The organism is Pseudomonas sp. EA_15y_Pfl1_P101, assembly GCF_963970835.1.
Lineage (GTDB): Bacteria > Pseudomonadota > Gammaproteobacteria > Pseudomonadales > Pseudomonadaceae > Aquipseudomonas > Aquipseudomonas tritici.
Genome location: NZ_CAXAPA010000019.1, coordinates 75192 through 91517 on the forward strand (window position 1 = coordinate 75192; position 16326 = coordinate 91517).

General features: G+C 62.2%; 3 protein-coding genes. 1 reads left to right on the top strand and 2 read right to left on the bottom strand.

Annotated features, from left to right (window positions below; genetic code table 11):
* Nucleotides 1-3 precede the first annotated feature (3 nt).
* Nucleotides 4-11853 carry a non-ribosomal peptide synthase/polyketide synthase gene (locus AACY36_RS24835; RefSeq protein WP_339497685.1) on the top strand — a complete coding sequence of 3950 codons (11850 nt, stop codon included), beginning with the start codon at nucleotides 4-6 and terminating at the stop codon, nucleotides 11851-11853.
* Between the two features lie 143 nt (nucleotides 11854-11996).
* Here AACY36_RS24835 and AACY36_RS24840 read toward each other — a convergent pair whose 3' ends face one another.
* Together AACY36_RS24840 and AACY36_RS24845 are read right to left on the bottom strand one after the other, a co-directional pair.
* Nucleotides 11997-14432 (bottom strand): TonB-dependent siderophore receptor, encoded by a 2436-nt coding sequence (locus AACY36_RS24840; protein WP_339420395.1) that lies wholly within the window; start codon nucleotides 14430-14432, stop codon nucleotides 11997-11999.
* Nucleotides 14433-14542: 110 nt separating this feature from the next.
* A complete protein-coding gene (locus AACY36_RS24845) occupies nucleotides 14543-16195 on the bottom strand; it encodes a cyclic peptide export ABC transporter (protein WP_339420396.1) in 1653 nt (550 codons plus the stop codon).
* Between the last annotated feature and the right edge of the window lie 131 nt (nucleotides 16196-16326).

Consider the following 16326-nt stretch of genomic DNA (forward strand, 5'->3'; position numbering starts at 1 on the left):
CCCATGCTTTCCAACCCTAACATCGATCTGGTTTCGCGCTTTCTTCGCCTGCCTCTGGAACAGCGCCAGCAGTTTTACCAGCGCCTGCAAAGCCGCGGCATGAGCTTCGCCCAACTGCCGATTGCCTCGATCCGCGAGGACGGCCAACACCTGCCGCTGTCCTACGCCCAGGAACGCCAGTGGTTTCTCTGGCAACTGGACCCGGACAGCGCTACTTATCATATTCCCGGCGCACTACGTCTGCAGGGCCGACTGGACCTGGCGGCCCTGCACCGCGCGTTCGACAGCCTGCTGGCCCGCCATGAAAGCCTGCGCACACGCCTGGTACAGGACGGCGAGCGCCTGCTGCAAAACGTAGTGCCCGAGGCGCGCATCGAGATACAGCAGGACGTTGCCGACGAACACCAATTGATGGCGCGCATCGAAGCCGAGATAGCCCGGCCTTTCGATTTGCAGGCGGGGCCGTTGTTGCGCGTGACCTTGCTGCAACTGGCCGAAGACGAGCATGTGCTGGTGATGGTGCAGCACCACATTATTTCCGATGGCTGGTCGATGCAGGTCATGGTCGAGGAGCTGGTGCAGTTCTACGCCGCGCACAGCCAAGGCCAGGATGTGCAATTGCCGGGCTTGCCGATCCACTACGCCGACTACGCGCTGTGGCAGCGCAGCTGGATGGAAGCCGGGGAGAAGGCCCGTCAATTGGCCTACTGGCAGGACCTGCTGGGCGGTGAGCAACCGGTGCTGGAATTACCCCTCGACCATCCGCGCCCGGCGCAGCAAAGCCATCGCGGCGCCAGCTTGCAGGTGCATCTGCCGGCGGACCTGGTGTCCGGTATCAAGCGCCTGGCCCAGCAAGAAGGCGTGACCCCGTTCATGCTGTTGCTGGCCTCGTTCCAGACCCTGCTGTTTCGCTACAGCGGCCAGTCGGACATCCGCATCGGCGTGCCGAATGCCAACCGCAACCGCGTGGAAACCGAGCGGCTGATCGGCTTTTTCGTCAACACCCAAGTGCTCAAGGCCGACCTTGACGGGCAGATGAGCTTCGCCGAACTGCTGCAACAGGCCAAGCGCCGCGCCCTGGAAGCCCAGGCGCACCAGGACTTGCCGTTTGAACAATTGGTGGTGGCGCTGCAACCTGAACGCAGCCTGAGCCATAACCCGCTGTTCCAAGTGATGTTCAACCACCAGACCGACGCCCAGGGCGGGCGCGATGGCCAGCAATTGCCTGGCCTGCGGGTGGCGGAACTGGATTGGGAGAGCCAGACCACGCATTTCGACCTGAGCCTGGACACCCATGAGTCCGCCGAAGGCCTCTGGGCGGCGTTGACCTACGCCACCGACCTGTTCGAAAGCGCAACCATCGAACGCTTGGCGCAGCATTGGCAGAACCTGCTCCAGGCGGCAGTGAGTGCACCACGCAGCCGTCTTTGCGCGCTGTCGATGCTCGATGCACCCGAACAACAGCGGATGCTCAAGGACTGGAATGCCCCCGCCACCGTCGCCGCACCGCATGCCGTGCACCAGTTGTTCGAGGCGCAGGCCCGCGAACATCCGGCGCGCCAGGCACTGGCCTTGGATGAGCAAACGCTCAGCTACGGTGAACTGAACCGCCAGGCCAATCGCCTGGCGCACTACCTGATCGCCCAGGGCGTAGGCCCGGAAGTTCTGGTGGGGATCGCGGTCGAGCGCTCCTTTGCCATGGTGGTCAGCCTGTTGGCCGTGCTCAAGGCGGGTGGTGCCTACGTGCCGCTTGACCCTGAATACCCGCGTGAACGCCTGGTGCATATGCTCAATGACAGTGGTGTGCGACTGGTGTTGACCCAATCCCACCTGCGCGACCGCTTGCCATTGCTGCCCGATCTGACGGCGCTGGACATCGACGTGGCCGACGCGCAGTTGGCGCAGTGTGCCGAGCACAACCCGCCTGCTGTGTTCGAGCCCCGCAGCCTGGCGTATGTCATCTACACCTCCGGCTCCACCGGCAAGCCAAAAGGCGTTGCCATCAGCCATGCGGCATTGAGCGAATTCGCCGGTATCGCGGCCGAGTATTCGCGCCTGGTCGCGGACGACCGCGTACTGCAGTTCGCGACCCTGAACTTCGATGGTTTTGTCGAGCAGCTGTACCCGGCCCTGACCCTGGGCGCGACGGTCGTGTTGCGCGGGCCGCAGTTGTGGGACGGCGCTGACCTGTACCGGCAGATTATCGACCAAGGCATCACCCTGGCCGACTTGCCCACCGCCTATTGGAAACTGTTCCTGCAGGATTGCCTGGCAGCGGGGCCACGGCCCTATGGCGCATTGCGCCAGGTGCATATCGGCGGCGAAGCGATGCCGCTGGATGGCCCGGTGCTGTGGCGGCGCGCGGGGCTGGGGCATGTACGGCTGCTCAATACGTACGGGCCGACCGAGGCCACGGTGGTGTCCAGCGTGCTCGATTGCAGCGATGACAACGCCGTGATTGGCGCCACTGCCAGCCCGATTGGCCGCGCGTTGCCGGGGCGTGGCCTGTATGTGTTGGACCGTGACCTTAACCTGTTGCCGGTTGGCGCCGTGGGTGAGCTGTACATTGCCAGTGCCAGTGGCTTGGCCCGTGATTACCTGCAACGCCCGAGCCTGACCGCTGAGCGTTTTGTCGCCGACCCGTTCAGCACCCTGGGCGAGCGTCTTTACCGCACCGGTGACCTGGCGCGTTATCGCGCCGACGGGGTGATCGAATACGTCGGTCGCGTCGACCATCAGGTCAAAATCCGCGGTTTCCGAATCGAGTTGGGTGAGATCGAAGCGCTGCTGTTGGCCCAGAAGGCCGTGCGCGAAGCCTTCCTGCTGGCGGCCGACAACCAGTTGGTGGCTTACCTTGTGCCAGCCCAGCCGTTGTCCGCCGCCGAGCATGCGGCGGCGGGCGAAACGCTCAAGGCCACCTTGCGTGAGCAACTGCCCGATTACATGGTGCCTGCGCACCTGATCTTCCTCGACCGCATGCCGTTGAACCCCAACGGCAAGCTTGACCGCCAGGCGCTGCCCAAACCCGATGGCAGTGCGGTGCAACAGGCCTGGCAGGCACCGATTACGCCACTGCAACAGCAGGTTGCGGCGATCTGGGCCGATATTCTTGGCGTCGAGCGTGTGGGCCTGACCCACCACTTCTTCGAGCTCGGCGGGCATTCGCTGCTGGCCATGCAGGTGGTCTCGCGCGTTCGCCAGGCATTGCAGCGCGAAGTGCCGCTCAAATTGCTGTTCGAGCAGCCGCGCCTGGAGGGGTTTGTCGCCGCACTGACCACCCAGGCCCCAGGCGCGCCGACCGCGCCCGCGCTGTTGCCGGTAGGGCGGGACCAGCCGTTACCGCTGTCCTACGCTCAGGAGCGCCAGTGGTTTTTATGGCAACTGGAGCCGCAAAGCGCCGCGTACCACATCCCCAGCGCCTTGCGTTTGAAAGGGCAGCTTGACCTGGGTGCACTGCAACGCAGTTTCGATACCTTGCTGGCCCGGCATGAAAGCCTGCGCACTCATTTGCGCCAGGAGCGCGACCGCGCGGTTCAAATCATTTCACCGCAGCTGTCGTTGCAGATAGCGCACGCCGAGGTGCAGGAAGCACAGCTCAAGGCGCGGGTCGAGGCCGAAATAGCCCAACCCTTCAATCTGGAACAAGGGCCTTTGCTGCGGGTTTCGTTGCTGCGCATCGCCGCTGATGAACATGTATTGGTATTGGTGCAGCATCACATCGTGTCCGATGGCTGGTCGATGCAACTGATGGTTGAAGAGCTGGTGCAACTGTATGCGGCCTACAGCCAGGGACAGGTGTTGCAATGGCCGGCGCTGCCGATTCAGTACGCCGACTACGCCGTATGGCAGCGCAACTGGATGGAGGCGGGCGAGAAGGCCCGTCAACTGGCGTATTGGCGCGACATGCTAGGCGGTGAGCAGAGCGTGTTGGCGTTGCCGTTCGACCACCCACGTCCGGCTGTGCAAAGCCATCGTGGCGCGCGCCTGGCATTCGAACTGCCCGGCGCGTTGACCCAAAGCCTCAAGGCCCTGGCCAAGCAGCAGGACGTGACCTTGTTCATGCTGCTATTGGCCTCGTTCCAGACGTTGCTGCATCGCTACAGTGGCCAGGAAGAGATCCGTGTCGGGGTGCCGATCGCCAACCGTAATCGCAGCGAGACCGAGCGTCTGATCGGCTTCTTCGTCAACACCCAGGTGCTCAAGGCCGATCTCCACGGCCAGATGAGCGTCGAGCAACTGTTGCAACAGGCCCGGCAACGGGCACTGGACGCCCAGGCCCACCAGGACCTGCCCTTCGAGCAACTGGTGGAAGCGCTGCAACCCGAGCGCAGCCTGAGCCACAACCCGTTGTTCCAAGTGATGTTCAACCACCAGACCGACGTGGGCCAGGCTCAGGTTCAGCAGCAACTGCCGAATCTTTCGGTAGAAGGGCTGGAATGGGAAAGCAAGACGGCGCATTTCGACTTGGACCTGGATATCCAGGAATCCACCGAAGGTATCTGGGCGACGCTCGGCTATGCCCAGGACCTGTTTGAGGCCAGTACCGTGCAACGCATGGCGCGACACTGGCAGAACCTGTTGCAAGGCATGGTTGCCGACCCACGGCAGAATATCAGCCAATTAAACCTGCTGGACAACGCCGAACGGCAACAGATTCTTCAACTGTGGAACCAGAGCGACGCCGGCTTCTCGGCCAAGCGCCTGGTCCACGAGTTGGTGGCCGACCGTGCCGGGGAAACCCCTGAGGCGGTGGCGGTGAAATTTGGCGAGCAACAGCTGACTTACGGCGAGCTGGACCGCCAGGCCAACCGCCTGGCCCATGCCTTGATCGCCCGTGGTGTCGGTCCCGAAGTGCGCGTGGCGATTGCCATGCCGCGCAGCGCCGAGATCATGGTGGCGTTCCTCGCGGTGATGAAAGCCGGTGGTGTCTACGTGCCACTGGACATCGAATACCCGCGTGACCGCCTGCTGTACATGATGCAGGACAGTCGCGCCCGATTGCTGTTGACCCATTCGGCAGTGCAACAGCGCTTACCGATTCCAGACGGCCTGGAAGCCCTTGCCGTGGACCAGACGCAAGCCTGGTCCACTGACGACGACACCGCACCCGAGGTGGCGCTGGATGGCGACAACCTGGCCTACGTGATCTACACCTCCGGCTCCACCGGTATGCCCAAAGGCGTGGCGGTGTCCCACGGTCCACTGGTAGCCCATATCATTGCCACCGGCGAGCGTTATGAAACCTCGCCCGCCGATTGCGAACTGCACTTCATGTCGTTCGCCTTCGACGGCTCCCACGAAGGCTGGATGCACCCGCTGATCAACGGCGCCAGTGTGTTGATCCGCGATGACAGCCTGTGGCTGCCGGAATACACCTACCAGCAAATGCACCGTCACAACGTGACCATGGCGGTGTTCCCGCCGGTGTACCTGCAACAGTTGGCCGAGCATGCCGAGCGTGACGGCAACCCACCGAAGGTGCGCGTGTACTGCTTTGGCGGTGATGCCGTGGCCCAGGCCAGCTACGACCTGGCCTGGCGCGCGCTCAAACCCACTTACCTGTTCAACGGCTACGGCCCGACGGAAACCGTGGTCACGCCCTTGCTGTGGAAAGCGCGCCAGGGCGATCCCTGCGGTGCCGTCTACGCACCGATCGGTACATTGCTGGGCAATCGCAGCGGCTATGTGCTGGACGTACAACTCAACCTGCAACCTATCGGCGTGGCCGGTGAGTTGTACCTGGGCGGCGAGGGCGTAGCGCGGGGTTATCTGGAGCGTCCGGCCCTGACCGCCGAGCGCTTCGTACCGGACCCGTTCGGCAAGCCCGGCAGCCGTGTGTATCGCAGCGGCGACCTGACCCGTGGCCGCCCGGATGGCGTGGTGGATTACCTCGGCCGCGTCGACCATCAGGTGAAAATCCGTGGCTTCCGTATTGAACTGGGCGAGATCGAAGCGCGCCTGCGCGAGCAGGACAGTGTCGGCGAAACCGTGGTGGTGGCCCAGGAAGGGCCGAGCGGCAAGCAACTGGTCGCCTATGTGGTGCCGCTGGACCCCTTGCTCGTCAACGACGCAGTGGCGCAGTCGACCTGCCGCGAAGCCTTGCGTCGCGCCCTGAAAACCCGTTTGCCGGACTATATGGCGCCCTCGCACCTGATGTTCCTTGAGCGCATGCCGCTGACGCCGAATGGCAAGCTCGACCGCAAGGGGCTGCCGCGCCCGGATGTCAGCCAGATGCAGCAGGTGTACGTGGCGCCACAGAGTGAGCTGGAGCAGAAGATCGCGGCGATCTGGTCCGACGTGCTGCGTCTGCCACGTGTCGGTTTGCACGATAACTTTTTCGAATTGGGTGGTGACTCGATCATCTCGATCCAGGTGGTCAGCCGTGCCCGCCAGGCCGGTGTGCGCTTCACGCCCAAGGATCTGTTCCAGCACCAGACGGTCCAGAGCCTGGCGGCCGTGGCCCGGGAAGGCGAGGGCGCGGTGGTGATGGATCAGTCGGCATTGACCGGCGAGTTGTTGTTGCTACCCGTCCAGCAGGCGTTTTTTGGCGATGACATCCCCCAGCGTCACCACTGGAACCAGTCGGTGGTGCTAAAGCCACACCAGGCGTTGCAGGCGCCGCTGCTGGTGACGGCGCTGCAGGCCTTGATCGTGCATCACGACGCCCTGCGCATCGGATTCGTCCAGGGCGCGGCAGGCTGGAGCGCGGCGTATCGCGGGCCGCAGCAGCATCAGGCCGAGCAGGTCCTGTGGCAGACCACCTTGAATGCGGTCGAAGAGTTGGAGGCCCTGGGTGAGGAAGCCCAGCGCAGCCTCGACCTGAGCGAAGGGCCGCTGCTGCGTGCAGTGCTCGTCGACCTGGCCGACGGCTCCCAGCGCTTGCTGCTGGTGATTCATCACTTGGTGGTGGACGGTGTGTCCTGGCGCATCCTGCTGGAAGACCTGCAAACGGCTTACCGTCAGCTTGCCCAAGGTGCCACGGTCGTGTTGCCCGCCAAGACCAGCGCGACCCGTGCCTGGGCCGAGCGTCTGCAAACCTATGCACGCAGCGCCGCACTGGCGCAGGAACTGGCCTGGTGGCAGACGCAGTTGCAAGGCAGCCCCACCGGCCTGCCGGGGGCCGATCCAAAGGCCAGCTTGAGCAACCGGTATGCGCTGAGTGTGACCACCCATCTGGATCAGGCCTTCACGCGGCGTCTGTTGCAGGACGCCCCCAGTGCTTACCGCACCCAGATCAATGACCTGTTGCTGACCGCGCTGGCGCGCGTCGTTGTGCGCTGGACCGGTGACGCGTCGATGTTGATTCGCCTGGAAGGCCATGGCCGTGAAGACCTGTTCGACGAGATCGACCTGACCCGTACCGTCGGCTGGTTCACCAGCCTCTACCCGGTGAAGCTGATGCCGACCGATTCGTTGGCCGGCTCCCTCAAGCAGATCAAGGAGCAACTGCGCGCGATTCCCGACAAGGGCCTGGGCTTTGGTGCCCTGCGTTACCTGGGGAATGCCGAGGCTCAACAGGCCCTGAGTGAACTGCCGTGCCCACGCATCACCTTCAACTACCTGGGGCAATTCGACGGCAGTTTTGACGGCGGCGAACAAGAAGGCTTGTTCGTCCCCTCCGGTGATGGCAGTGGTTCCGAGCAGAGTGCCGGGGCACCGCTGGGTAACTGGTTGGAAATCAACGGCCAGGTCTACGCCGGCGAATTGAAGTTGAACTGGAGCTTCAGCCAGCAGATGTTCGATGAAGCGACCGTACAGCGCCTGGCGGATGACTACGCGGCGGAACTCAAGGCGTTGATCGAGCACTGTGGTGTCAACCGGGGTGTCACGCCCTCGGACTTCCCGTTGGCGCGCTTGTCCCAGGCGCAACTGGACAGCTTGCCGGTGACGGTGGCTGATATCGAAGACGTCTACCCGCTGTCGCCGATGCAGCAAGGCATGTTGTTCCAATCGCTTTACGGCGAAGGCTCGGGTGACTACATCAACCAGATGCGCATCGATGTCGAGGGCCTGGATGTACCGCGCTTCCGCCAGGCCTGGCAGGCGGCGGTCGACCGCCATGAGATCCTGCGCAGCGGTTTTCTCTGGCAGACCGAGCTTGAGCAGCCTTTGCAGGTGGTCTACAAGCAGATGCACATGCCGTTCGCCGAGCAGGACTGGCAAGGTCGTCCTGACAGCAGTGTGGCACTCGATAGCCTGGCCGAGTCGGCGCGGGCCCAGGGGTTTGTGCTGGAACAGGCGCCGTTGCTGAGCCTGACGGTGGTCCGTACGGGGGCGTCCCGTTATCACTTGATCTACACCAACCACCACATCTTGATGGACGGCTGGAGTGGTTCGCAGTTGTTTGGCGAGGTGTTGCAACATTATGCCGGTGAACCGCTGCGTGTGCCCATCGGGCGTTACCGCGATTACATTGCCTGGCTGCAGGCACAGGACAAGTCGGTCAGCGAGGCATTCTGGAAAGAGCAACTGCTCAACCTGCAAGAGCCAACCCGCCTGGCCCGTGGCCTACAAGCTGCGCAAAGCGAGGCGCTGGCGGTCAACGGCGAGCATCGTCTGAACCTGGACGCCAGCCAGACCGCTCAGCTCAAGGCCTTCGCCCAGCGCAGTAAAGTCACCCTCAATACGTTGGTGCAAAGCGCCTGGCTGCTGCTTTTGCAGCATCACACCGGGCAGTCCACCGTGGCGTTCGGCGCCACTGTGGCAGGCCGTCCGGCGCAATTGCGCGGTATCGAACAACAGGTCGGTCTGTTCATCAACACCTTGCCCGTGGTGGCCACGCCGGATGCACAGATGACGGTCAGCCAGTGGCTGCAGCAGATCCAGGCTCAGAACGTGCGCTTGCGTGAGCAGGAGCATACGCCGCTGTTCGAGATCCAGCGTTGGGCCGGGCTGGGTGGCGAGGCGCTGTTCGACAGCATTCTGGTGTTTGAGAACTACCCAGTGTCCGAAGCGCTGGAGCAGGGCGCACCTTCGGGGCTCACGTTTGGCGCCGTCCACAGCCTGGAGCAAACTCATTACCCGTTGACCGTCCTGCTGGGCATCGGTGAAACCCTTGGCCTGGAGTTCAATTACGACCGCCAGGCATTCAGCGCGGCGCATATCCAACGGTTGGCCGAGCACTTCCAGCAGGTGTTGCAGGCATTGGCAGTGGACGGCGACCAGCGTCTGGCAACGTTGCCTTCGCTGGCCAGTTCCGAGCGCGAAACGGTCCTGTATGCCTGGAACGACACGGCCACGGACTACCCGCTGCACCTCGCGGTGCATCAGTTGATCGAAGCCCAGGTGGTGCGCACGCCGGACGCACCGGCGCTGGTATTTGCCGGGCAGGTGTTGAGTTACTCCGCGCTTAACCGCCGGGCAAACCGCCTGGCGCATCGCCTGATGGCGGCCGGCGTGGGGCCGGATGTCCTCGTGGGGCTGGCGGTTGAGCGTTCGATTGAAATGGTCGTTGGCCTGCTGGCTGTACTTAAGGCAGGTGGCGCTTATGTGCCGCTGGACCCGGAATACCCCCGCGATCGATTGGCCTACATGCTGCAAGACAGCGACGTGAAGCTGTTGTTGACCCAGGCGCATTTGCTGGAGCAACTGCCGATTCCAACGGGCTTGCACAGCCTGGTGCTGAAGCAGGGCGATGAGGGGTTGCAGGCCTACGCCGAGCGGAATCCGCAGGTCGTCGTCGATGGCGAAAACCTCGCCTATGTGATCTACACCTCGGGCTCCACCGGCCAACCCAAAGGTGCGGGTAACCGCCATTCGGCGCTGACCAACCGGCTGTGCTGGATGCAGCAGGCGTATGGCCTGGACGGCAGTGATACGGTCTTGCAGAAGACGCCGTTCAGTTTCGACGTGTCGGTGTGGGAGTTCTTCTGGCCGCTGATGACCGGTGCGCGCCTGGTAGTGGCAGCGCCGGGCGACCATCGTGATCCGGCCAGGCTGGTGAGTCTGATCAACGCCGAGCAAGTCACTACGTTGCACTTTGTGCCGTCCATGCTCCAGGCCTTCTTGCAGGATGCTGGCGTCGGCGCGTGTCAAAGCCTGCAGCGCATTGTGTGCAGCGGTGAAGCGTTGCCGGTGGATGCCCAGCAACAGGTGTTCGCCAAGCTGCCACGTGCCGGTTTGTACAACCTGTATGGGCCGACCGAAGCGGCAATCGACGTGACCCGCTGGACCTGCGTCGACGAAGGGGGTGACGCCGTGCCGATTGGTCGGCCGATTGCCAACCTGGGCTGCTACGTGTTGGACGGCAACCTGGAACCGGCACCCGTTGGCGCGTTGGGTGAACTCTATCTCGGCGGCGTCGGCCTGGCGCGTGGTTATCACCGTCGGCCGGGGCTGACCGCCGAACGCTTTGTGACCGATCCGTTCGGCAGTGGCACCCGTTTGTATCGCACCGGGGACCTGGCGCGTTATCGCGACGATGGGGTGATCGAGTACGCCGGGCGCATCGATCACCAGGTCAAGCTGCGTGGCTTGCGCATCGAGTTGGGTGAAATCGAGGCCCGCCTGCTGGAGCATGCGTGTGTGCGTGAAGCGGCGGTGCTCGCCGTGGACGGCACGCACCTGGTGGGCTACCTGGTGCTGCAGGCGCCGAGCGAGGATTGGAAAGCACAGGTGGCGATGCACCTGGCGGCGCAGTTGCCGGACTACATGGTGCCGGCGCAGTGGGTGGTGTTGACACAGATGCCGCTGAGCCCCAATGGCAAGCTGGATCGCAAGGCGTTGCCTAAACCGGAGGCGCAAGGCACGGACGCTTATCAGGCCCCGCAAAGCGCCATCGAGCAGCAAGTCGCGGCGATCTGGCGTGATGTCCTCGGTGTCGAGCGCGTAGGGCTGAACGACAACTTCTTCGAGTTGGGCGGTCACTCCTTGCTGGTGCTGATGCTCAAGGAGCGTATCCGTAAAGTCAGCGGTGTCGGCTTGTCCGTCAGCCAGTTGATGCTTAACCCGACCGTACGCGGCCAGGTCAACTGCCTGCAGGGCGACGCGCGCAGCTCGTTGATCGTCAAGCTCAACAGCCAGACAGAAGGCACACCGTTGTTCATGTTCCACCCAAGCTTCGGTTCGGTGCATTGCTACACCGCGATTGCCCTCGCGCTCCGGGAGCAGCGTCCGGTGTTCGGGGTGATTTGCCGTGCATTGGCCGAAGACGGTGCAGCAGTACCCGAATGGCAAGCCATGGTCGAGGATTATGCCGAGCAACTCCTGTTGGCCCAGCCCCAAGGCGCCTTCCGCCTGGCAGGCTGGTCGCTGGGTGGCAACCTAGCGATGGAAGTCGCCTACGTGCTGGAGCAAGCGGGACGCGACGTCGAGTTTGTCGGCTGGATCGACTCCGCGCCGCCGCAGTGGCTCACGCCTTATTGGCAGGCGGTCGTCACCGAGGATGACCGTGAAGTCTCGGCGAACGAGCGGCGTGCGGCCTTGTTAGGCGTGATGTTCCCGGCGTTTGCCGAGCGGATTCAGGCGGCCTGGCAGCAATGTCAGCGCGATGCCCAAGACGAAGCGGGGCAATGGCAAGGGTTTATCGCCTGGGCCGAGCAGACCCTGGGCGAGGCCTTTACCGGTATCAAGGACGAGTTGCTGCGTGGCAATGAGGCGCAGATTTCCTGGGAGGTCGACCGCGCGCTCAGTGAGCGTCTGTCGGCGGCGGACTTCAAGCCGATCAAGGCCCCGGTCAGTTGCTGGTGGGCGTCCATGAGCCGCGCCGGGCAGTTCAAGGAACTGATCGAGCAGCACATGGCAAGCACCCTTGTTCAGGGGCGGGTCGAGCGTTCAGTGGTGATCGAGACTGATCACGATGGGATCATCGACAGTGCCGAGTTCATCCGTAGCCTGGTGGCCGCCATGGAATAACACCTCAAGTGATGAACACTGAACCTGTGGCGAGGGGCTAGCTCACTCGCCACAGGGGAGGGAGGGATACAAAAAAGCCCGATGAAAGCAGCGCTTCCATCGGGCTTTTGGTTGATCGCCGCCAGGGCAATCAAGGCATCACATCAGAAGTCCCAGCGGGTGCTGAACATCACGTTGCGCGGCTCGCCGTAAGCGGCCGAGTTATAGAAGCCCACGTTGGTGTAGTAGGACTTGTCGAAGATGTTGTTGAAGTTGACAGTCGCCGAGAGGTTCTTGGTGACCTGGTAGCGGGTCATCAAGTCCACCAGCCAATAGGACTCCTGGGTGATGTCCTGGTTGGTGTTGAGCTGCGAGTTGTAGATTTCATTCCAACCCTTGCTCTGCCAGCGCAGGCCGCCACCGATGGTGAACTTGTCGAGATCGCCCTTGAGTTTGTAAGTGGTGTTCAGGTTGACCTGGTGCTCAGGTTCGAAGGTGGAGATTTTCTTGTCGTCTGCATCCCGCACGATCTTGTGGGTGTAACCGCCTTGTACTTGCCAGCCGGGCGCCAGCTCACCTGAGATTTCTGCTTCGTAACCCTTGGTGACGGCCTTGGAGCTCTTGAACGCATAGTTTTGCGGGGAAGGAGTCTGGTTGTTATAGGCATCGTCCGGGATGGCACGGTTGTCTTCATGCACTTCGAAGTAGGCAATGCTGGTGTTCAAGCGACCGTCGAGAAACTCGCCCTTCAGGCCCAGCTCGTAGTTTTGGCCTTCGTCCGGTTCCAGCAACGTCTGGTTGCGGTCTTTGTACGTGCTTTCCTGGGGTTGGAAGATATCGGTGTAGCTGGTGTACACCGAGAAATTGTCGTTCAGGTCGTAGATCACGCCGGCATACGGCACGAACCGGCCGGTTTCCTTGTAGGAAGGGTTGATACCGGTGACGTGGTAGTTGGCGACGCGACCACCGAGAATCACGTGCAGGTCATCCATCACGTTCAAGCGTGTGGTCATGTAGTAGCCGGTCTGCCGGATGGTATCGTCAATGTATTGCTGGACAGGGCCGTAGATCGGCTTGGCGATATGGCCATTCCAGTTGTAGAAATCGACTTTGTTGCCGCCTGGCCAATCCGGCGACCAGTACCCCTTGCCTTGCCAGCGCGACGTGCCGATCGAGCCGCCCACCACCAGTTCATGTTCGCGGCCAAACAGGCTGAAAGGCCCGGTGGCGTAGAGGTCGGCGGAGGTGCTTTTGGTTTCGCCGGTGTATTTCTGACCGTTGACCTCGGCGGTGCCATCGGCTGCCGGCTGGACAAACTGGATCGAACCAAGGTCAGCATGGTAGCTGTTGATCTTGTGGTCGAGCTGGAATTTGGTGACCCAGCCGTCACCCATATCATGCTCAAGCATGGCAAAGGCGGTGCGGGTGTTCTGTTCCCAGGAGCTCCAGGTGGCGCCGTTGTTGTAGGAGCGTGGCATCTTGTTGATGCTGCCGTTGGAGTTGACCAACGGGAACGAACCGGACCAGCTGGAGCCTTTCGGAATGTTGTCCTGATAGTCGAATCCGACGGTCAACATGGTGTCGGGGGACAGGTCAAACTCGGTAATGCCGTAGTAGGTTTCGGTCTTGCGCGAGTAATGGTCCATGAAGGACTTTTTGTCCTGGTACGCCGCCACTGCACGGCCCCGGACATTGCCGCTATCGGTCAACGGACCGCTCACATCCACTTCGCTGCGATAGTTGTCCCAGGAGCCGGCGCCCAATTGCACATGGCCCTTGAATTCCGACGTCGGCTTCTTGCGGATCAAGTTGATGGTCGCGCCCAGGGAGCCGGCGCCGTTGAGCAGGCCGGTGGCACCCTTGAGCACTTCGACGCGGTCGTAGATCGCCATGTCGCTGAGGGTGTTCCCCGCCGAGTAGCCGACGTTGCGCACGGTGGACGGAATACCGTCGTACTGGAAACTGTTGACCGGGAACCCACGCGAGTAATAGTTGGTACGGTCGGTGTCATAGGCCGATACGGTGATGCCAGGCGTGTGGCGCATGACGTCATCGACGTTGTTGAGACCGAAGTCCTCGATATGTTGGCGGGTAATCACCGTGATCGACTGCGGGGTTTCCCGCGGGGTCAGGGTCAGCCGCGTGGCCGTGGCAATGGTGCCCGGCGTGTAGGAGCCGGAGCCCTCGGTGATGTTGCCCAGCACGTTGCCGGTCACTTGGGTCGGACTCAATTCCAGCCCGGCGGACGCGCCGGCGGCGGTAACGGTCAGCGCGTTGCCACTGAGGCTATGGGTGGTCGAAGTGCCTGCCAGCATGGTGTTGATCGCCTGCTGCGGATCCAATTTGCCTTTGATCGCCGTGCTGTTTTTTCCCGCCACGTCGGTCGGGCTGTACAGCACCTGCAGGTTGGCCTGGCGGCCGAATTCCTGCAGTGCACTCCCCAGTGCCTGTGCTGGAATATCCAACTCGATCTCCTGTGCCTGCACATAGCCGGCAACCGGCAGCGATACCGCTAGGGCAAGCGCGCTCGGCAGGAGGTTGATGTTCAGGGCCCTGGTTAGCGCTTTGCTCAGTGGGCTGAGACCGAGTCGTGCTGACATGGATGGTTTCTCTTCTATATTTTAAGTGGGCAGATTTTAATGTTTATTGAGGTTAGTTCTCATTACCACTAGTGAGACGTTCCTACTTCGGAAAACCGGAAAAGAAAATTTCATGCAGGCTCCATTTCATGCACTACCTGGCCGGCGCGCAGCCGTACCAGCTGATCGGCGATGTCGAAGTAGCGGTCGTCATGGCTGATCACAATGATGGTTTTGCCCAGGCGCTTGAGGTCCGGCAGCAGCTCGGTATAGAAAATCCGGCGGAAGGCCGGGTCCTGGTCGGCGGCCCATTCGTCGAACACCAGCACTGGGCGTTCTTCCAGCCAGGCGTTGACCAGTGCCAGACGCTTGCGCTGGCCGGTGGACAGGTCTGTGGTGCTGAACACACCGTCCTTGACGCTGACCTTGTGCGCGATCTCCAGGCGTTCCAGGTATTTAGTGGCGCTGTCCAGTGACTGGGTGGCGCTGCCCTGGACCAGGTCGTCGAACAGGTAGTAGTCGGCGAATACCGTGGTGAACAATTGGCGATAGTCATCGCGCTCGGGGTCGGTCACGGCCTTGCCGTTGAGCAGGATTTCACCGGACTGCGGCGGGTAGAGCCCCAGCAGCAATTTGATCAGCGTGGTCTTGCCACTGCCGTTTTCGCCGACGATAAATACGATGTCGCCTTGGGCAATGCTCAGGTTGATCGGCCCCAGGTGAAACGGTTCGCTGCCTTCCACGGCCGGAGGGCTGTAGCTCACGTTTCGCAGTTCAAGGCTGTTGACGATCGGTGTCGGCGCCTCGCTGTCATCCATCAGCAGGTGCGGTTCAGGAGAGGAGAAGCGCTCCGACAACTCGCTGATACGCCCGAAGGCAATCTTCGCCTTGCCCACCACGGGCAGGTAACCCAGCAGGTGTTCCAGCGGGCCTTTCATGTACAACAGCACCAGCACGAAGCCGGTGATCACGGCCGGGTCCGGGTTCGGGTTATAGGCCTGCATCGCCAGGGCCAGGCCGATGACCACGAAGAACAGCATCGAGCCGAAGGTCTTGGCGAGGATGTAGATGTTGACCGAACGCACCTGGATATCGCTGATGCGATCCGCCGTTTCCTGGATACGGTGGGTGTTCATGCGAAAGCGCCGTGGCCGATGCATGCGCAGTTCCTTGGCGCCGGACGCGATGGCGTTGTAATAACGCTGCAATTCGTCTTCATGGCTGCGTGCAAGGTCGAAGCCTTGGATACCTTTGCCGCCGGCGATGAACTGCACGGCGCTGCCAATCACGATGGCGACGACCATCATCAGGAACATCGGCACCGACAGGTACGCCAGGTAGCCCAGGCAGCCCAGCGTCACCGTGGCGGCAATGGCCAAGGGCGTGAACGCGAAGGAGAAGTCGCTGATGGTGTCGACATCGTGGGTCAGCACCGGGATCAGACGGTGGGAGCGATACTGTTCGATCTGCTCGATGGGCGCCGACAGCACCTTTTCACCCAGGTCCTTGCGCAGGGCGGCGATGATCCGCTGGCCCACATAGTTGGTACCGATATCGGAGACGATCGAACTGGTGAGCGCCAGCACACACAACGCCGCAAACGTCAGAATCACCCCCTGCGTCATCCCGGTGGACGAGTGCAGGGCATTATTGATGGTCGCCAGCAACAGCGTGATGGCCAGGCCGCCGGCCATGCCCAGGGCGACGGAGACGGTCACGATGGCGCGAAAGGGCCTGAGCAATGCGAGCAAACCGTTGAAGGCGCCGCGCTTGGGGTCGGTCATAAATACTTCCCGGAAAGTGAACAAGAGGGGGCTGGGCACACAGACCCTTACCCATGACAAACGAAGGATTGGCGCGACTATTTAGCTCGGTGCGCTCGGTGGTGGCGGTGGCGGATAAATTGCGTGGGGGC

Coding starts and splice junctions, on each gene's coding strand:
- AACY36_RS24835 (WP_339497685.1), top strand. CDS start 4: ATGCTTTCCAACCCTAACATCGATCTGGTTTCGCGCTTTCTTCGCCTG.
- AACY36_RS24840 (WP_339420395.1), bottom strand. CDS start 14,432: ATGTCAGCACGACTCGGTCTCAGCCCACTGAGCAAAGCGCTAACCAGG.
- AACY36_RS24845 (WP_339420396.1), bottom strand. CDS start 16,195: ATGACCGACCCCAAGCGCGGCGCCTTCAACGGTTTGCTCGCATTGCTC.